The 17,824-nt window shown below is 63.5% G+C and carries 15 protein-coding genes and 1 riboswitch; of the genes, 6 read left to right on the forward strand and 9 right to left on the reverse strand.

Annotated elements, in window-relative coordinates:
- Positions 1-92 precede the first annotated feature (92 nt).
- From P0D70_RS26255 to P0D70_RS26290, 8 genes are all read right to left on the reverse strand, one after another.
- Positions 93-1,619 carry an efflux transporter outer membrane subunit gene (locus P0D70_RS26255; RefSeq protein ID WP_091804328.1) on the reverse strand — a complete coding sequence of 509 codons (1,527 nt, stop codon included), beginning with the start codon at positions 1,617-1,619 and terminating at the stop codon, positions 93-95.
- Complete coding sequence (locus P0D70_RS26260) at positions 1,616-2,683, reverse strand: efflux RND transporter periplasmic adaptor subunit (RefSeq protein WP_408186603.1); 1,068 nt, start codon at positions 2,681-2,683, stop codon at positions 1,616-1,618. Before P0D70_RS26260 ends, P0D70_RS26255 begins: the two co-directional genes overlap by 4 nt.
- Positions 2,680-2,889, reverse strand: coding sequence for a DUF1656 domain-containing protein (locus P0D70_RS26265; protein ID WP_007176114.1), 210 nt, complete (start codon positions 2,887-2,889; stop codon positions 2,680-2,682). Before P0D70_RS26265 ends, P0D70_RS26260 begins: the two co-directional genes overlap by 4 nt.
- 55 nt (positions 2,890-2,944) lie before the next feature.
- Positions 2,945-5,047, reverse strand: coding sequence for an FUSC family protein (locus P0D70_RS26270; protein ID WP_408186604.1), 2,103 nt, complete (start codon positions 5,045-5,047; stop codon positions 2,945-2,947).
- Positions 5,048-5,053: 6 nt separating this feature from the next.
- Entirely contained in the window at positions 5,054-5,674 is a 621-nt protein-coding gene (locus tag P0D70_RS26275; RefSeq protein ID WP_408186605.1) for a MarR family winged helix-turn-helix transcriptional regulator, read from the reverse strand.
- An 85-nt stretch (positions 5,675-5,759) separates the two neighbouring features.
- The gene (locus P0D70_RS26280) at positions 5,760-7,418 is read right to left on the reverse strand and encodes an ATP-binding protein (RefSeq protein WP_091804316.1); all 1,659 of its coding nucleotides are present in this window, start codon (positions 7,416-7,418) and stop codon (positions 5,760-5,762) included.
- Between the two features lie 4 nt (positions 7,419-7,422).
- Positions 7,423-8,940 carry an ATPase domain-containing protein gene (locus P0D70_RS26285; protein WP_091804312.1) on the reverse strand — a complete coding sequence of 506 codons (1,518 nt, stop codon included), beginning with the start codon at positions 8,938-8,940 and terminating at the stop codon, positions 7,423-7,425.
- An 85-nt stretch (positions 8,941-9,025) separates the two neighbouring features.
- Complete coding sequence (locus P0D70_RS26290) at positions 9,026-9,928, reverse strand: LysR family transcriptional regulator (RefSeq protein ID WP_408186606.1); 903 nt, start codon at positions 9,926-9,928, stop codon at positions 9,026-9,028.
- 186 nt (positions 9,929-10,114) lie between these two features.
- Between P0D70_RS26290 and P0D70_RS26295 the strand changes: the two genes are divergently transcribed.
- The 4 genes from P0D70_RS26295 to P0D70_RS26310 all read left to right on the forward strand — a co-directional run bounded on the left by P0D70_RS26295 (position 10,115) and on the right by P0D70_RS26310 (position 14,124).
- Positions 10,115-11,191 (forward strand): alpha/beta hydrolase, encoded by a 1,077-nt coding sequence (locus tag P0D70_RS26295; protein ID WP_408186607.1) that lies wholly within the window; start codon positions 10,115-10,117, stop codon positions 11,189-11,191.
- Positions 11,188-12,546, forward strand: coding sequence for an MFS transporter (locus P0D70_RS26300; protein ID WP_408186608.1), 1,359 nt, complete (start codon positions 11,188-11,190; stop codon positions 12,544-12,546). Before P0D70_RS26295 ends, P0D70_RS26300 begins: the two co-directional genes overlap by 4 nt.
- Before the next feature lie 19 nt (positions 12,547-12,565).
- On the forward strand, positions 12,566-13,579 hold the full coding sequence (locus tag P0D70_RS26305) for an alpha/beta hydrolase (protein WP_408186609.1): 1,014 nt from the start codon (positions 12,566-12,568) through the stop codon (positions 13,577-13,579).
- A gap of 104 nt (positions 13,580-13,683) precedes the next feature.
- On the forward strand, positions 13,684-14,124 hold the full coding sequence (locus P0D70_RS26310) for a hypothetical protein (protein WP_408186610.1): 441 nt from the start codon (positions 13,684-13,686) through the stop codon (positions 14,122-14,124).
- Between the two features lie 23 nt (positions 14,125-14,147).
- Here P0D70_RS26310 and P0D70_RS26315 read toward each other — a convergent pair whose 3' ends face one another.
- Entirely contained in the window at positions 14,148-14,741 is a 594-nt protein-coding gene (locus P0D70_RS26315) for a histidine phosphatase family protein (RefSeq protein WP_408186615.1), read from the reverse strand.
- Positions 14,742-14,829: 88 nt separating this feature from the next.
- A riboswitch (adenosylcobalamin (AdoCbl) riboswitch) is annotated at positions 14,830-14,982 on the forward strand.
- Positions 14,983-14,984: 2 nt separating this feature from the next.
- Here P0D70_RS26315 and P0D70_RS26320 point away from each other — a divergent pair.
- Positions 14,985-15,239, forward strand: a complete 255-nt coding sequence (locus P0D70_RS26320; RefSeq protein WP_408186611.1) for a CbtB domain-containing protein — start codon at positions 14,985-14,987, stop codon at positions 15,237-15,239.
- An 11-nt stretch (positions 15,240-15,250) separates the two neighbouring features.
- On the forward strand, positions 15,251-15,982 hold the full coding sequence (locus P0D70_RS26325; RefSeq protein ID WP_408186612.1) for a CbtA family protein: 732 nt from the start codon (positions 15,251-15,253) through the stop codon (positions 15,980-15,982).
- The last annotated feature ends 1,842 nt before the right edge of the window (positions 15,983-17,824 follow it).

The raw sequence follows: 17,824 nt of genomic DNA on the forward strand, positions 1-17,824 counted from the left end.
GCGCTGCTCTGCCGCGACGGCGGGCCCGCAAAGCTGAGGCAAGCGAGCCGCAACGAGAGGCTCGCTTTAGACGTGCAAAATCAGAAGTCGCCTCAAGGCGCTTTTGCCGCAGCCGCCGTTGGCGCCGGAGCCGGCGCAGCTTTGACCGATGCCGCAACGGCGGGCGTCGAGCCGCCGGACGCGCTCTGCGGATCGATCTCCCATCCACCGCCCAGCGCGAGGAACAGGTTGACCTGATCGATCGCCACCTGGCCTTCCGCGGCGGCTGCCTGAGATTTCGTCGAGGTCAGTGTGCGCGTTGCATCCAGGTCCGAAATGAACGATTCACGCCCGGCCAGATAGAGCCGATGCGTTTCATCCGCCGACTCGGCCGCCGACTTCACGGCGGCGCGCAAAGCGTCGGCGCGGGCGTAGTCCGACGCATACGTTGCGAGACTGGTTTCGGTCTCGCGCAGCGCGGTCAGCACCACGCCGTCGAACTTCGCCAACGCCACCTGGCTCGACGCCTGCGCTTCACGCACGCGGCCACGCGCGCCGTTCGCCGGGAAGGTCCAGCTGATCAGCGGGCCGAAGCCCCAGCGCGCCGTGGGCGAGGTGCCCAAATCTTCGAGAATCCCGGTCAAACCCGCCGAGGCACCGATGCTCACCGTCGGATATAGCGCCCCGGTGGCGACGCCGATACGCGCGGTGGACGCCGCCAGTTGACGCTCGGCCTCGCGCACATCCGGGCGGCGCTTGAGCAGCGCGGCGCCGTCGCCGATCGGAATCGGCTGGCGGATTTGCGGCAGCCTGTCGCAAGCGAGCACGGCCGGCGGCAAGTCGGATGGCGCGCGGGCGAGCAGCGCCGCGAGGCGGTACTGCGCAATCTTGCGGCGTGCCGTATAGCGCGGAATATCCGCCGACAAGGTATCGACCTGGGTCTGCCCGCGCGTCACGTCGGGCTGATTGCCACGGCCCGCGTCGCGCAGGCGGCGCGAGACGTCCACGCGCTGTTTCTGCAGGGTCAGCGATTGTTGTGCAATCCTGAGTTCTTCCGCAGCGGAACATTGTTCGACGTAAGAGCGCACCACGTCCGCCACCACGGTGATCCGTGCGAGATCGGCGGCGGCCTGCACGGACTCGCTGTCGGCTTGCGCCGCTTCCACGCCGCGTCGCAGCTTGCCGAACAGATCGATTTCATACGAGACGTTGATGCCGATGTCGCCTTCATTGACGACCGGTAGCTTCTCGGTGAGGAGGTATTGTTCGGCGGATTCCTGGGCCCGTTCGATCACGGCCGAGGCCTTGCCGGAGAATCCGCCCTGCGCCTGCGCCACGCCCAGCGCTTCACGCGAGCGCGCAAGATTCGCCGCCGCGACGCGCAAGTCGGTGTTCGATTGCAGCGCCTGATCGACGAGTCCGTTCAGCACCGGATCGTCGTAGAGCTTCCACCACACGGGCGGCACGTTCCGGCGCGTCGTCAGGGCCGTGTCGGCACCTTCGATCGGCGCGTTGGCCAGCGGCGCGTTGACGAGCGCCTGTTGCGGCAACGCATAGTTGGGGCCGACGTTCATGCAGCCGTCGAGCGCAACAGCCAACGGCAACAGAGGCAATAAGGGCAGGGCGCGCGACAGCTTCATTGCGACGCGCCCGAGGTGACCGCGGCCGACGCCGGCCTGGCAGCGGAAGCAGCCGGAACAGCGGAGGTAGCCGAAGACGAAGCGGAAGACGATACCGAAGCAGAAGATACCGCTGCGGAGTTAGAAGCCGAAGCCGTACCCTCCGACGCAGCCACCGCGCCCGATGCGCCCGCATCCGGATGCTTCCTGCCTGCCGGCTCGAGATCGCGCACCGACACCGTCGCGGTGCGTCCCGCGATCATGCGGAAATCGGCGGGCACTTCGTCGAGTGCGACGCGCACCGGAATCCGTTGCGCGAGCCGCACCCAACTGAACGCCGGGTTCACGTTCGGCAGCAGATTCGAGCCTTGCGTGCGGTCACGATCCTCGATACCCGCGACGATACTTTGCACGTGTCCGCGCAGCGCGTTCGGCTCGCCCATCACCTTGATATCGACCGGCTGGCCGATGTCGATGCCACGCAGCTTGGTCTCCTCGAAGTAACCATCGACGCGGAACGAATGCATATCGACCACCGCGACCACCGCCCGCCCCGCCGCGACGAATTCGCCGGCGCGCGGCGCGCGGTCGTTCAGATAACCGTCGACCGGGCTCACGATCGTGGCGCGTTGCAGATTCAGCCGCGCGGTGTCGATGGCGACGTTTGCATCGGCGAGCGCGGCTTCGCCCTGTTCGACGCGCGAGCGGCTTTCTTCCGACACTTCCGCCGCGACGAGGTTGCCGAGCTTGCGGTTGCGCGCATCTTCGCGGCGCGCCTGATCGAGCGTGGCGCGGCGTTGCTGCGCGGTGGCCTGCGCCTGGCGCAGCGCGAGCGTATAGCGCGCCTGATCGATCACGAACAGCACCTGGCCTTGCTTGACCTGCTGGTTGTCCACCACTTCGACCGACGAAATCAGCCCCGAGATATCCGGCGCGACCTGGATTACGTCGGCGCGTACGTGTCCGTCGCGCGTCCACGGGGCGAACATGTAGTAGTCGACCAGTTTCCACAGCACGAGGGCCGCGGCCGCGACGACGATCAGGGTCAGCAGAATCTGACCGACGGAGAACCAGGTTTTTTTCACGTTATTAGTCTGTGCGAAACGACAACGACAAGGCCCAGCACCAGCACATAGATGCCGAGATCGAAGATGGAGCGATGCCAGACGAAGCGGTAAAAGCCGACGCGCGCGAGCACCGTGCGAATGGCCAGGTTGATCAGATACGCGATCAACATCAGCACGAGCACGGCTGGCACGAACACGCCGAAAATATCGATTTCACCGATCATCGCGGAAAGTGGAAAGGGTTGGAAACGGCCTGAAACCGGAAATGGACGGTGCGCATCAGGCAGCGGCCTCCGGCTCCGGCGGCGTGGGTATCAGCAACGTGGCTGGAAACAGCGAAAGACGCAAGCCGACTAGCGCATGCAGCGCGTCACGCAACTGGCGCGCCGACGTTTGCGAGGTCGCGCTCGGCGCGCCGGCGTTGGCGAGTCCCTGTGCCGTCACGCGTGCCACGGCGGCGTCGATCGACGACATCAGGCTCGCGGGTACCGGCTCTCGCTTGCGGCGGGCGACACAGCTTTCGTAGTATTGGCGCACGTCGTCGAGCACGTGCTCGATCGCGGCCGGCGCTTCGCCACCCAGCTTGCGGGTCAGGCGGCGCAGATCGAGCGCGTTGAAGGCGATGCGCAGGTCGCGAAAGCTCTCGATCGACGGATGGCGATGGTCGTCCGTCGCGCCAAGGCGCGGGATCAACTGCATCAGGCGGTCGACCATGCGCGCGGCGAGATTGCGCGGATCCTCGATCGGCCGCGTGGACGCGGTGAGCGCCACGTCGGCCCAGCTCGAACGCAGCAGGCGGGCCGCCGCGAGTTCGGCGCCGAACGGGCGCGTGACGCGAGTCCACACATACGCGTAGAGCAAGCCGGCGAGGCCCGCGAGATTGCTGTTCATGAACACCAGAAAGTTGGCGTCGTACGCGTCCTGAATGCTGATGAAGGTGGCCGTGTTCACGGCGACCAGTACCGTGGCCAGATTGAACTGTGGACGCGGAATCAGCGTGCCGACAAAGATGAACGGCGCGGCGAACAGGACCACCAGCATCGGAAAGTCATGCACGTGCGGCAGCACGGCGAACAAATACACGCCCGCTGCCACCACGCTGATCGCGGTCGCCACGAAAAAGCGGAACACGAACGGCGCTGGCTCGTCGAGCGCGGCGAAGAAACAGCACGCCACGGCCGCGAGCGTGACCGCGCTGGCACCGTCGTTCCAGCCTGAACCGATCCACAAACTGCACGCGAGAATCACGGCCGCCGCCGCTGAGCCGGTCGAGAACAGCATGATGCCGTGATCGTAGAAGCGCTCGGTGCCGCCCAGCCGCCAATGGCGAAAGCGCGGCCGCCAGTAGCCTTCTTCGCGTGTGATGATGACGCGCAGCGAGCGGCAGTCCTGCCAGACGTCGATCACCTGTTTCATACGCCAGAGCGCGTTTGAGAGCAACGCGCCGTCCCAACCCGCGAGCGCGGCCGGCGGCGGCTGCATGGCCGCGATCCGCTCTCGCAACGCGTCGGCTGTCGGGTCGGGATGATAGCCCTCGCTCACGGCGGGCATCGGCTCATTGAACCATTTGATGAGATCGGCGAGCAGGCTTTCCAGACCGTCGGGCCACGTCTGGCGGCCGCTGTTATAGAGCGCGATCAGCGGATCGGCGAGCGCCGACATGATCGGCAGCAGCAATTGCATGCGCCCGCGCAGTTCATGCGCGCGTGCCAGCACGTCGGGCCGCGTGTGATCGTACGCAAGCTGGCTCAGCAGCAATTCCAGACCATTGATGGTGGCGGCGATACGCTGCCGCGCGCCCGAAATCGCCGAGCCGGCAATGCGGCCGGACAAGGTTTCGGTCGCATAGAACGCGGCGTCGCGAAACCATGCGTCGGTGCGTTCGATGATGGTCGGCGCAAGCCGGCTCGGAAACAGCGCGCTGCCGACAATGCTCGCGCACACGATGCCGAGCGTAATCTCCTCGGTGCGGCTGATCGCGAGATCGAACACGCCGGTCGGATTGGTCACCGAAGGCAGCGCGATGATCGGCATCGTATAGCCGGCCAGCAGGAACACGTAGCTGCGCGCGGTGCGGTCGGACACAGCCAGATACAGCAGTGTGCCGGTCCATAGCGCCACGATCACGCTGAACAGATAAGGCGATTCGACGAAGGGCGGCACCAGCAGTACCGCGGCCGAGGCGCCGAGCATGGTGCCGAGCGCGCGATAGAGCGCCTTGGAACGGGTCGCGCCGACAAACGGGTTCGATACGATGTAGACGGTCGCCATCGCCCAATACGGCCTCGGCAGTTCGAGCGCGAGACCGATGTAGAGCGCGATCATCGCCGCGGCAAAAGTCTTGACTGAAAACAGCCAGTCGCGAAGGGATGGGTAGACCATAGACCGTTACGCCGGATCGCCGGCCTCTTGCGGCGCGGCGGTGTCCGCTTTGCCTTTGTTCGACTTGTTCGCTTTGGCTGCGTGACGGACCCGGCCGCCGGCCGGCGCCCGTGCGCGCGAGGCGCGCTCATCGGGTTCTTCCCGGCCTTGGTTGCCTGGTTCGTTGCCGGGGTTGCTGCTCTCATCAGCAGGTTCGCTGACCTCTCCCGTGAAAGCGGCCAGCACGCGCAAGGTCGCTTCGAGATCGCTGCGCGAGACGTCTTTCAATGCCTGCGCGCGCAGCGTGACCAGTTCTTCTTCCATTTTCGCGGTGACGGCGCGGCCTTCTTCGGTGAGCACCACGGTTTTTGCTCGACGGTCTTCGGGGTCTTCGTCGCGGCGCATCAAACCCGCAGCGCACAGCTGATCGAGCAGCCGCACGAGCGACGGCCCTTCGATGCCGATATGATCGGCGAGTGTGACCTGACGCACCGCCGAGCCGAGCCGGCTCGCGGTCAGCAGCGGTGTGGCGCATGCCTCGGAGACATTGAAGGCCGCCAGCACGCCATGGCTCGTGCGCCGCCATTTTCGGGCGGCGACGACCAGTGTGCTGCTGACCGTGCGGCGCAAGGTATCGAGATTCGACATGGCCGCTATTGTATTTCTTTAAAAATTCGTTAGCAAACTATTGAATCGACCTTCTCGTGACTCGGGCTCATCATTAGAATCGCGCTCACGCCGCGAGCCCGAGCCGTACCGTACGCGCCAGGTCATCGAGTTGAAACGGTTTGCGCAAGATCGTGCAGCGCTTCACCGCCAGCCCGGAAATATCCACATCCGCATAGCCGGTGGCGAGGATCACCGGTAAATCCTCGCGCAGCTTGCGCGCCTCGGCGATCACGTCGATGCCGTTCATGCCGGGCATGGCGAAATCCACCATCAGCAGGTCCGGCTTGTCGTCCTGCAAACGGTTCAGACCGGCGCGTCCGTCGGCGGCTTCGGTCACGGTGTAGCCGAGCATTCGCAGCGACTCGACCAGCATGGCGCGCACCTCGCCATCGTCTTCAACCACCAGCACGCGTTTTTCGCCCACCACGTTCGCTTCCGCGTTCGCTGCGGCTTCGGCCTGCGGCGTCACGCGTTCGCGCAATGGCAGCCAGATCTCCACAGTGGTGCCGACGCCTTCCTCGCTGAACAGACGCGCAGTGCCGCCGGCTTGCGTCGCGATGCCGTAGACCTGGCTCAAGCCGAGTCCCGTTCCCTTGCCGATCGGCTTGGTGGTGAAGAACGGATCGAACACGCGCGACACGACATCGGGTGGCACGCCTGAACCGGTATCGGCTACTTCGATGACCACGTAGGGGCCACCTTCGAGTGTCTGATCCGGCGCTTCGCGCTCTTTCACGCGAATGCCGAGCTGGCCGCCGGCCGGCATCGCATCGCGTGCGTTGATGGCGAGATTGAGAATGGCCAGTTCGAGCTGATTGGCGTCGGCCTCGGTCCACATCTCTTCGCCGTCGAAGTCGTTGGTATAACGGATGCTCGACCCGAGCGACACCGTGATGATGTCGCGCATGCCTTGCAGCAACGTCACCACGTCCACGGCTTTCAGATCGAGGTTACTGTTGCGTGAGAATGTGAGCAACTGACCCGTCAGTTTCGCGCCGCGTTCGGTCGCCCGCTTGACGGTGGCGGCCATGCCACGAAGACGCTCATCGCTGCTCACGCGTGCGATCAACTCCGCGTTGACCATGATCACGTTCAACAGATTGTTGAAGTCGTGCGCAATGCCGCCGGTGAGTTGCCCGAGGGCTTCCATTTTCTGCGATTGCACGAGCACGGCCTGCACTTTGGCGCGCTCGTGAATCTCCATCATCAACCGGTTGTTGGCGGAAGCCAGTTCGTGGGTGCGTTCGGCAATGCGACTCTCCAGCGAGTCGTTCAGTTGCACCAACGCCTCCTGCGCCTGGATCCGTTCGGCCAGATGGCGGCGCGACTCGTATTGCCGCGCCCGTGCCCGCAATGACGACGCCACTGCGCGCCGCAGTGTTTCCGAGTTCAGCGGACGTTCGAGCACGACCACGTTGCCGAGCCGTTCCAGCACTTGCAGCCCGCGTTCTGAGCGATGCCCGACGCGTGAGGCGGCGAGCAGGGTGAACGGGAAGTCGGACCAGGCCGGCTGTTTTTCGAGCCAGTTGAACAGGCGCATGGCGTGGTCGCCCGCGAGCGCTTCTTCGGCGATCAACGCCGCGCCCGCGCCGGCGTCGAGCGCCTCGGTGAGCGCGTCGGCATCGCGGCATGCCATGCAGATGCGGTGGTCCTTTTGCAGTACTTCGGCGATCACATCGGCGTCGCGGCCAAACGGTGCCAGGATAAGGACGCGTTGCTCCATGAACTCACTTCCCGGGCGTTTCGATGACGCGGTTCGTTGCCCCGAGCAGGGCGGTACTGCCACGATAAGCCGGCAATCCGGACAGCACGCCTTCGAAGTCGCGCAGCGCCTCGCCGACTTCCACGCCGCCGCTACCGAGACGGAACTGGCGGATCGAGCGTTCGTGGGCGTTGGCGCGGCTCTTCACGGCAGTCACGGCGGTGAGCACTTCGCCGTGGTGCTCGAAATAGCGGAACAGCACGACCACGTCGCTCAGATAGCTGATGTCGATATCGTTCTGCACCTCGCCGATAATGCCGTGCTGCCCCAGCACGAGCATCGTGATGACGCCTTGCTGATTGAGATAGCCAAGCAGTTCGTGCATTTGCAGCAGCAGATAGCGCTCGCCGGGCATGGCCTGGAGATAGGCGTTCAGGCTGTCGATCGCAACGTACCGGACGCCTCTGTGTTCGACCGACTTGCGCACGTCGCTGGCGAACTCGCCCGGCGAGATTTCCGCCGGATCGATCTGGCGCAACGTCAACAAACCGCTCTCGACGTGCGGGGCGAGATACATGCCGAGCGCCGCACAGCGGATCATCAGCGTGGTCAGCGTTTCGTCGAATACGTAATAGACGCAACGTTCGCCGCGCTCGAGCGCCGCGATCAGGCACGACACCACCGTGGTGGTCTTGCCGACGCCCGAGGGGCCGATCAGCAGCGCGTTGGTGCCTGGGATCAGTCCGCCGCCAAGCAGCGCGTCGAGGCCTTGCGTTCCGGTGCTCACCACCTCGGCGTTGAACTCCGTGTGGTGCTCGGCGGCGACGAGGCGCGGATAGACATGGATGCCGCCGGTGTCGAGCGTAAAGTCGTGGTACCCCTCGCGAAACTTGATGCCGCGCATCTTGGCGACGCGCGCGCGGCGGCGATTGCCGCCATAGTCGTGTACCAGATTGTCGAGGCTGATCACGCCGTGCGCGATGCTGTGCAACTGCACGTCGCCCGGGTCGGACGTATTGTCGTCGAGTAGCAGCACCGTGCATTCGCGGGTGGCGAAATAGCGCTTGAGCGCCAGAATCTGTCGCCGGTAACGCAGCGGGTTCTGCGACAGCAGACGCAACTCGGAGAGGCTGTCGAGCACGATGCGCGCGGGTTTGAGTTCGTCGACCTGCTGGATCACGTTGCGCACGGTTTCGCCGAGTTCCACTTCGGCCGGGTGCAATACGGTCTGCTCGTACTGGGGGTCGAGGCCTTCGTCGGAGAGCAGTTCCAGCACCGTGAACCGGCTGATGTCCCAGCCGTGACTGTCGGCCACCGCGATCAATTCGGAGCGGGTTTCGGAGAGGGTGATGTACAAACCTCCCTGACCTTCTTCTACACCCTTGAGTAAGAACTGCAAGGCCAGGGTAGTTTTACCTGTTCCGGGCGCGCCCTCCACCAGGTACATGCGGTGCGCTGTCAGACCGCCTCCGAGGATGTCGTCGATTCCATCGATTCCGGATGACAGGCGGGCCGGTGTGTTGGCGACGTGTCTGTTTGACATGGCGTGGCGTTTCGCGTGAATGAGTGGCTGATCATTTCCAGCCGGTACGCCGAGAATGCAATTTGCGTGCCCGTCGACGCCGGCCTTACGCGCCGGCGCGTGCCATCACCAGTTGAATGAAGCGCGTGGCAGCGCTGTTATGCAATGCCGCCGGATAGGCCAGATGCAACGGCGCGCTCAGTTTCGACGGATTCGCGAGCGTGCAATACACGGTGCCTACCGGGTCGTAACGTTGCATGGAAGCAGGCACCAGCGTCACGCCGAGACCCGCGGCAACGAGGTTGATGCCTGACAGCATGCGCGGCACTTCACGCGCGATCCGCGGGACGAAACCCGCTTGCCGGCAGGCCGCGAGGATGTCGGCATACATGCCGGGCGCGCCCGGGCGGCGGACCAGAATGAAATCTTCGTGCGCCAGCGCCTTCAGCGACACGCGCGGCTGCTTCTTGCCCTTGAGCAAGGGATGGCCGACCGGCAACACCACGACCATCGGCTCGTCGAGGAGCAACTCGAAGGCTACGCCCTCGCGCGCTTCGACGGGCTTGCGCAGAAACGCCGCCTGAATCTGCCCCGCAGCCAGGCGCTCGATGATCTCCGCCGCATTGAGTTCGGCAAGCTCCACGGCGACTTCGGGACACACCTTGCGAAACGCGCGGATCGCCTCGGTCGTGAACGGATGAAACGCCGCGGAACTCGTCAACCCGATCGACATCGTGCCGAGTTCGCCGCGCGCAATCCGGCTCGCCTTGTCCACCGACTGCTGCAGGTTCTGCAGCAAGCGTTGCGCGTCTTCCGCAAAGGCCTGCCCGGCCGGTGTCAGGGTGACGCCTCGTGGCATGCGCACGAAGAGTTCGAAGCCGATCTCTTCTTCGAGCGTTCGGATCTGCTGCGAGAGCGGGGGCTGCTGCATGGCAAGGCGCTCAGCCGCACGCGTGAACTGGCCTTCTTCAGCGACTGCCAGGAAGTAACGCAGATGCCGCAATTCCATGGTGTTTCGTCTCCCGGCTGCATTCGAACGCCTGCCCACTGCCATATTCATAAAATATGGGTTGTGCGTAAAACAGGTATTTTACATTTGCCACAGCCGACCCTACGATCGTAGTCGAGTTTTTCAACGACAGATTTGACGATGCACCGCGTTCAAGACAGTGCACGGTAATCAGGAGCAAGCTACATGACGGTCAATCTCTCACGACGTTTCGGTATGCGCTGCGCGTTGACAGGCGCTGCACTGCTGATGACGCTCGCGCAACCCGCGCTCGCGGTCCATCCTTACGAGCCGCATATGAAGCCGGTGGCGACAATCTCGGATACGCGCTTCACGCTCGACACGCCGCAAGGGCACGCGGAATTTCCGCTGTATCTGTCGAAGGACTGGCGTGTCGCGCAACCGCAGGTGACGCGAGCGGTGATCGTGATTCACGGCAAACTGCGCAATGCGGACGTGTACTTTCGCACCGCGCAGAACGCCCGCGATGCCGCGCATGCAGACCCCGACGCCACGTTGCTGATCGCGCCGCAATTCCTCGCCACGCTCGATACGCGCGTTCACGACGAACCTGCCGATTTGCTGCGCTGGACAGGCGACGCCTGGATGGGCGGCGAGGCGGCTCGCGCGCCGCTGCCCATCAGTTCCTACGAGGTGCTGGACGCGATCGTCGCGCGGCTCGCCGATCGCAAGCTGTTTCCCAATTTACGGCACGTGGTGTTCGCCGGGCATTCGGGTGGTGGACAAGTCGTGCAGCGCTACGCTGTCGCGGGGCACAACATCGCTGCGCTGACTGGCGAGGGTATCGATGTGCGCTACGTGGTGGCAAGTCCTTCAACCTATGCGTATTTCGACGCGCAACGGCCCAACGCGCAAGGCGTGGCTGCGCCGTTCGATGCCGCGCAATGCCCCGACTTCAATCAGTGGAAATACGGCATGGACAACCGGCCGCCGTATCTCGACAACCGTACACCCGCGCAACTCGAAGCGGCCTATGCGGCGCGGCGGATCGACTACCTCGTCGGCGGCGCGGACGATGATCCGCAGCAGAGCGCGCTCGACAAGACCTGCGCGGCCGAAGCGCAAGGGCCACAGCGCGTCGCGCGTGCGCAGGCGTACTACCGCTATATCCAGTCGCGCCACCCGGACGGCTTGAAGCAGAGCTTTCACATCGTGCCCGGCGTGGGGCACGACGGTTCGCGCATGCTGACCTCGGTGTGCGCGCTGGCGGCGATGTTCGACACTCAGGGATGCGAACAATGAGCGAAGCGACCTTCAATCAGCGTGAAGGTGGGGCGTCCGGCGCCGGGGCCTCGAACGCATTGAGTCCCGCGATGGTGCGGCGCGCGATCTTCGCCTCCGTACTCGGCAACGGGCTCGAGTGGTTCGACTTTCTGATTTACGGCTACTTCGCGAAGATCATCGCGCAAGTGTTCTTTCCCGGCGGTAGTGGTTTCGTCTCGATCATGCTGACGCTTGCCACGTTCGCGGTCGGTTTCATCGTGCGGCCGATCGGCGGCATTCTGCTAGGCATTTATGCGGACCGGGCAGGGCGCCGTAAAGCGCTGTCGCTGCTGATCATTTCGATGGCGGCCAGCACGTTGCTAATGGGCCTCACGCCGGGTTATGCGCGCATCGGCGTCGCGGCGCCGATGCTGGTCGTGCTCGCTCGCCTGCTGCAAGGGCTCTCCGTGGGCGGACAATTCGCGACCGCATCGGCGATGTTGGTCGAGTATGCGCCGCCGCACAAGAAGATGTTCTATGGCAGCTTCAACATGTCGGCGCAGGCGTTTGCGCTGCTGTTGTCTTCCGGGGTCGGTTATCTGCTGACCACGCAGCTCACGCATGAGCAACTCGTGGCGTGGGGCTGGCGTCTGCCGTTTCTGTTTGGTGCGTTGGCCGGGCCGTTCGGGTTTTATATTCGCCATCGCGTGGCCGAGTCGCCGGAGTTCGAGCGCCTGCTCGACCACAAGGACAAGCCGCCGCGCGTCACGATCCGCCAGTTCTTCCGTGACAACGGCGATGCGGCGGTCTGCGCGATGGGCGTGATCATCATCGGCGCGGCGACCAATTACGTGTGGCACTCGTATCTGTCGGTGTATGTCGAGCGGCAATTGCATCTGCCGCTCTCTACCGCGTTGCTCGGCGCGTTCGTGTCGGGTGTGCTCAATCTGTTTCTGTTTCCGCTATCGGGCAAGCTCGCCGATCGTTATGGCGCGTACAAGCTGTTCTATCCGATCGTGATTGCGTGGATGGTTTGCGTGTACCCGCTTTATCACTTCGTCGTGACGAATCCGACGCCGGGGCATCTCTTCATCGCGCAGATGGTCGCGACGGTGTTTCTCGCCGCGATGTCCGGTGCGCATCCCGGCATGCTCGCCACCTTGTTTCCGGTGCGCAGCCGGTCGGCGGGCGTGGCGCTGTCGTACAACATTGCGGTGACGCTGTTCGGCGGCATGGCGCCGCTCACCATTACCGGCTTGACGCGCGTGACAGGCAGTAGTCTTACGCCCGCGTTTTACCTGATTTTTGCCGGTTTTGTGTCGCTCGCGATGGTGTACTCCACGCGTGCCGGACGTATGGCGGGTGACGCGGCGCCGAGGCCCGCCACTCATTGATCAACCACGAGCGTATTGCATGACCCAGTACTTGATGACAGACGACGAGCGAGCGCCGAATGAACGTCCGGTGGCGGTGGTCGCGAGCCGGCATCTGAGCGTCGCGACGAGAGCCGGCAGCGGCACTGTGCCCGTGTTCGCGAATGGCGACTGGCTGGCGCCGACGCGCGAAGTTCGACGCGCAGTGATTCTGATTCACGGCCGCCTGCGCAACGGCGACACTTACTTCGATCTCGCCGAGCGGTCGTGCGCACTTGCCGGCGGCAGCGCGGCCGATACGCTGCTGATCGTGCCGCAGTTTCTCGCGACCGCGGATGTCGAAGCGCATGCGTTGCCGCCGTCCACGTTGCATTGGGACTGGACGAGCTGGATGGGCGGCGAAAACGCCGAAGGTCCCGCGCCGATCAGTTCATTCGATGTACTCGACGCCATTGTGCACACGCTCGCATCACGCGAGCAGTTCGCGTCGCTCGCCGAGGTGGTGGTCGCCGGGCACTCGGGCGGCGGGCAGGTCGTGCAGCGCTATGCGGTGGTCGCGCGCAGCGAGGCACCGCTCACCGCACGCGGCATTGTGCTGCGCTACGTGGTGGCGAATCCTTCGTCGTATGTGTATTTCGATGCGCTGCGGCCTACAGCCTCTAGCGAGTTCGCGGAGTTCGATAGGGCGATGTGCCCGTCGTTCAATCGCTGGAAGTACGGGCTCGAAGATTTGCCGGCTTACGCGCGCGAGTCCGGCGACGCTGGTTCCGCGGCGGCGCTCGAAGCGCGCTACGCGCAACGCGACGTCACCGTGCTGCTCGGCGGCGCGGATTGCGATCCGCAGCATCCGGCGCTCGACCGTTCATGCGCCGCGCAAACGCAAGGAAGCCACCGTCTCGGGCGAGGACTCGCTTATGCGCGTTATATGGCGGCGCGGCATGCGGAAGGATTGGCGACGCATCGGACATTCGTGATCGATGGTGTCGGGCACGATGCCAAAGGGATTTTCTCTTCGCCTCAAGGACTGGCTGCTTTGTTCGGCGCGGGTCTGTGATGCGCGTTGCGCGAGAGCGTGCGTGAGGCGCTCGGCGCGCATGGGCACGAAGCGTGCTACTTCGCTTCATGTTACCTGTGAGCCACTTAGAGCACCGCGCCGACATGAACAGAACCCGATTGCTTGCCTCCGCGCTTGCCGCTGCATCATTCGGCGCGTTGCTGCCGTGCAGCGCCAATGCCGACGACGCGCCTAGCCCCTGTGCATCACTGAAACGCATCGTAGCGGCGGCGCCTGGCGGCCTCGCGTCGTTGACGCCGGACGATGGCAAAGGCGTCGCGCAACCCTACGGCGACGACGCGCAATGTTCGGCGAGCCACGGCAGCTATCAATGCACGTGGACGCCGCATCACGACGCCGGTTCAAATGCGGACGCGCTGCAAGCGGTCGCGGCGGACGTCGCGTCGTGTTTGCCCGACGCGACACACGACCAGAATTCGCCGGGACGGCAGCACTTTTATCTCGGCGCGAAGGGCAAGCGGACCGACATTACCGTAACGCCGACGGGTTCGAACAAGTTGCGCCTGGTGGTGTCGGGCAAGTGAATCGGGCTGCGGCGTGAAAGCGGCTAATGCGTCGCCGGCCACCACGACCAGCCGCGTGATGAGCGCCGCAACTCGATCATCGAAAGCGGTGCGATTTCAATGCGCGAAAACACCACGGGCGATGCCCCCAGCGCATACACGATCGCTGCTCTGAGAAGCGGCGCGTGCGTGACGGCGACCACGTTGCACATATCGGCCGATGCAAGGTCGGGCGTGCCGCCTAGCGCAGCGAGCCATTCTCCTACCCGCTTTACGAGCTGACTGAACGACTCGCCGCCGTGCGGCGCGGCGTCGGGATCGCGTGTCCATGCGGCGAGATCTTGCGGCGCTTCGGCTTCGAGATCGGCAAGCCGCCGCCCTCGCCAATTGCCATAGTTCATGTCCGCCAGCGCGACATCGACCGACGCGGCCAGGCCGAGGGCCGCCGCCGTTTCTTGCGCGCAGACGGAAGGGCTCACATAGGCTGACGCGCTTTCCGCGATCGCCAGCCGTGTGTTCGTGGCGTGGGCGCGGGCTTCTGCGATAGCGCGGGCGTCGAGCGGGTCATCGGCGGGGAAACGGCCTGCACGTTGGGCTGCGGTCGATGCGTGGCTGATAAGTAATAGCCGTATGTCCACTCTGTTCATTTCCTGTGAGGCTGCGCCGAAACTTGGCGTTGGCGGAAAGGGTGCGTCCGCTTTGCGTTGCCGGGTGCCGGAGTTTAGCGCGTAGAATAGCCGGACTGCGAAGCACGGAAGCCGGTGAAAACCCGGCGCGGTCGCGCCACTGTAATCGGCAGCACATGCCGAAAGCCAGACCTGAGCTTCGCATCATTCCTCTGCAACGACTATCGGGGCGCGTAACCCCAGGAGATGTCCATCATGACAGCTGTTTTCGATCCCGCTTCGCAGCCTGCTTCTCAGGCCGCTTCTCAGCCCGCTTCTCAGCCCGTTTTTGAACCCACGCCGATTCCGCTGCGCGAGTTGCTGCCGTGGGTCGTGTTCGGGGGGCTGCTGCTGTTGCTTGCGCTTTACTTCGTGGGAGCGGAACAGGGTGCCACATCGCTGGTGCCCGGCATGTACGTGCATGAGTTCGTGCACGACGGTCGCCATCTGCTCGGCTTTCCCTGCCACTAACGGAGTCGGACATGGTCGGTAAATTGTTGGTGCGCGGGATGCTGGCAGGCATCGCCGCGGGACTGCTCACGTTCGGCTTCGCCCGGGTCGCGGGCGAGCCGCAAGTCAATCAGGCGATCTCATTCGAAGAAAGGGCGGATGCCGCGAAAGACGAGGCGCCCGAACCCGCGATGGTGAGCCGCGAGACGCAACAAGGACTCGGCCTGTTGACCGGGGTGGTGGTGTACGGCGCGGCGTTTGGCGGGTTGTTCTCGTTGGTGTTCGCTTACGCGTATGGGCGCGCGGGGGGATTGAGCGCACGCGCGTTGTCCGCGTGGCTGGCGCTCGGTGCGTTCATTGTGCTGGCGGTCGTTCCCAACCTGAAGTATCCGGCGAACCCGCCTGCGGTCGGCGACCCGGAGACGATCGGGACGCGCACGGGCCTGTTCTTTCTGATGATTGCGATCTCGCTGGCCGCGATGGTGTTTTCGCTCAAGGTGCGGCGCCGTGTGGGCGCGAAACTCGGCGCGTGGAATGGCTCGATCGTGGCGGGGTTGGTGTTTGTCGTGATTATCGCGGCGGTACAACTGTCGATGCCGACTTTCAATGAAGTGCCGGAGGGTTTTCCGGCGGCGCTGCTGTGGAAGTTCCGTGTGGCGGCGCTGGGTATGCAGGCGATCATGTGGACGACGATTGGACTGCTGTTCGGCGCGCTCGTTGAGCGCGGCGCGTTTATGCGGTTGGGCGGTCGGCCGGCGGTGTAGTCGGCTTGATGGTTGGTGGAGGCGATGGGCGCAACCGCCTCGGTGGTTGTGCCCGGCGTTCTCTGCCTGGCTCGTCGCTGTTTGCGCGCAGGGGTCGAGAAGGTTTGTGCGTCAAGGAGTTGGGGCTGTTGTGGGGTGGTTATCCACAGGCTTGAGCACAGAATCTGTGGATAAAGTTCCAGCAGTGAGACGTCCCAGCTTCGCGGCCCGGTCGTCGGGGGCAAAGCAGAGCAATCCTATGCCCGCGCCAATCCAGCCGGTTTGTCGGGCAAAGCCGTTGTTGTTCAGGTCGAAATAAGTCGCGCTGGTGTTCGGGGGGCAGGTTTATTCCTGAGCCGGTCAGGTCAAGAACTAATGGGCTGGTTGAGTCCAACGGAGGGCCGTCGTATTTGCCCAGGGCGCCGCCACCTGCGCCTGAACCGGGCCAACGCATCGGCGACACTCGCAATTACCGCTCCAATGGTATTCAGCACGTCCGCGACAGTACTTGCCAGGTTCAGACCACTTGCGCTTAGCCGATTCGAGCCCGCCCGCATGGGCGCGGGAATGCGGTCGAACGCGATCGCCGAGGAACCGACAGGCGGAGCCCATCGAATGCGGGGTACCGGACTTTAGCTACTGGCTCGCGCTAACCCCACGCGTCTTGCTGGAAGGTGTGCGGGTATTCGCTGACTGGAGGTCAAACTGATTACCCACCGCTACTGCTGACCGAAGTACCGATGCAAGGCACTGCCCCCTCTCATCGACAAACCGCCCCGCATTTCAAATGTGAGATAGCCCTACGACGCAAGGTGAAAGAATACGGCTTTGACGCATAGCTAAGCGAGCAAATGACATTCAGTGAGGAAAGCAAATCAGAGAACGGTTCCACTCGAACGCCTTTGCGCCTATTTATCCTGCCTATTCTCGTGTGGTTCACCGGAGTAGTGCTGTCCGTCAACTGCCACGTTGGCGTGTGGGTAATCCGGGACGTGTATCTAGGCGATTTCTCGGTGGTGCTTGGTCTGCTTTGGGCCTACACATTCAAGAGACTTCGCGAGCCGCTGAGAAACATCGCTGCTCACATCACAGTAACTTCGGTAGCCATGGGACTGCTTGTGTGTGCCGCCGTATGGCAATGCATATTGGCCCTGCCACGCTTCACCGCGCAGTCTTCACGAACTTTCGATGTCACATACGAGCGAATCGGCGGCAGGAAGGGATGCCGGTTTGGCGTTGAGTTTAGGGATGATTTCATCCGGGACACAATCAGGGTATGCGGACCGGCCTCGAATATTCCGGGCAATCGAGCCTACGGCCGGCTTCGTGTCCATGAGGCGACTGGCCCATGGGGCGTTTATATCCTGAAGTTGGTGGCTATCAAGGAAAATCGGACCTAGAGCCCTATGCGTCAACTGGCAAAGAAGTGACATGTCCCTGTCGGGGCGAAACGTATTCGCGAGTGATGCTAATCGCTACCGAGGTTCGTGGTGCGAGGGACTACGCTGTACCTCCATTCGTCTTGCGTTCGCCATTTCACTAATTGCAGTTCGCGGTATCTGACGGTTGTCGTTATAAATTCCTACGCCTCGTGTCGATATTCCCAAGCCATGGTTTATGTGAATGCACGGAGAGCGTGATTTTAGGAGTTATCGCATTCTGCGGTAATCGTGATCCCTATAGGTTACCTGTGCGTCAAGCAAATAACCTATAGGAATAAGAATGAGAAGACACAGACTGTACGGAGAGGCGACCGGATTTTTAGGCCGCCTGGTGGTTGCCTTCACGTTATTGGTTCTTGTGTTCACCGCGAACGCAGACGACTGCTTCTCACTGTACGCAAAGTCCGGCGCCACGCCGGGC

Source organism: Paraburkholderia sp. RL17-381-BIF-C (assembly GCF_046026435.1).
Classification (GTDB): Bacteria; Pseudomonadota; Gammaproteobacteria; order Burkholderiales; family Burkholderiaceae; genus Paraburkholderia.

Coding starts and splice junctions, on each gene's coding strand:
- P0D70_RS26285 (WP_091804312.1), bottom strand. CDS start 8,940: ATGTCAAACAGACACGTCGCCAACACACCGGCCCGCCTGTCATCCGGA.
- P0D70_RS26320 (WP_408186611.1), top strand. CDS start 14,985: ATGACAGCTGTTTTCGATCCCGCTTCGCAGCCTGCTTCTCAGGCCGCT.
- P0D70_RS26310 (WP_408186610.1), top strand. CDS start 13,684: ATGAACAGAACCCGATTGCTTGCCTCCGCGCTTGCCGCTGCATCATTC.
- P0D70_RS26280 (WP_091804316.1), bottom strand. CDS start 7,418: ATGGAGCAACGCGTCCTTATCCTGGCACCGTTTGGCCGCGACGCCGAT.
- P0D70_RS26270 (WP_408186604.1), bottom strand. CDS start 5,047: ATGGTCTACCCATCCCTTCGCGACTGGCTGTTTTCAGTCAAGACTTTT.
- P0D70_RS26325 (WP_408186612.1), top strand. CDS start 15,251: ATGGTCGGTAAATTGTTGGTGCGCGGGATGCTGGCAGGCATCGCCGCG.
- P0D70_RS26255 (WP_091804328.1), bottom strand. CDS start 1,619: ATGAAGCTGTCGCGCGCCCTGCCCTTATTGCCTCTGTTGCCGTTGGCT.
- P0D70_RS26275 (WP_408186605.1), bottom strand. CDS start 5,674: ATGTCGAATCTCGATACCTTGCGCCGCACGGTCAGCAGCACACTGGTC.
- P0D70_RS26300 (WP_408186608.1), top strand. CDS start 11,188: ATGAGCGAAGCGACCTTCAATCAGCGTGAAGGTGGGGCGTCCGGCGCC.
- P0D70_RS26265 (WP_007176114.1), bottom strand. CDS start 2,889: ATGATCGGTGAAATCGATATTTTCGGCGTGTTCGTGCCAGCCGTGCTC.
- P0D70_RS26295 (WP_408186607.1), top strand. CDS start 10,115: ATGACGGTCAATCTCTCACGACGTTTCGGTATGCGCTGCGCGTTGACA.
- P0D70_RS26305 (WP_408186609.1), top strand. CDS start 12,566: ATGACCCAGTACTTGATGACAGACGACGAGCGAGCGCCGAATGAACGT.
- P0D70_RS26290 (WP_408186606.1), bottom strand. CDS start 9,928: ATGGAATTGCGGCATCTGCGTTACTTCCTGGCAGTCGCTGAAGAAGGC.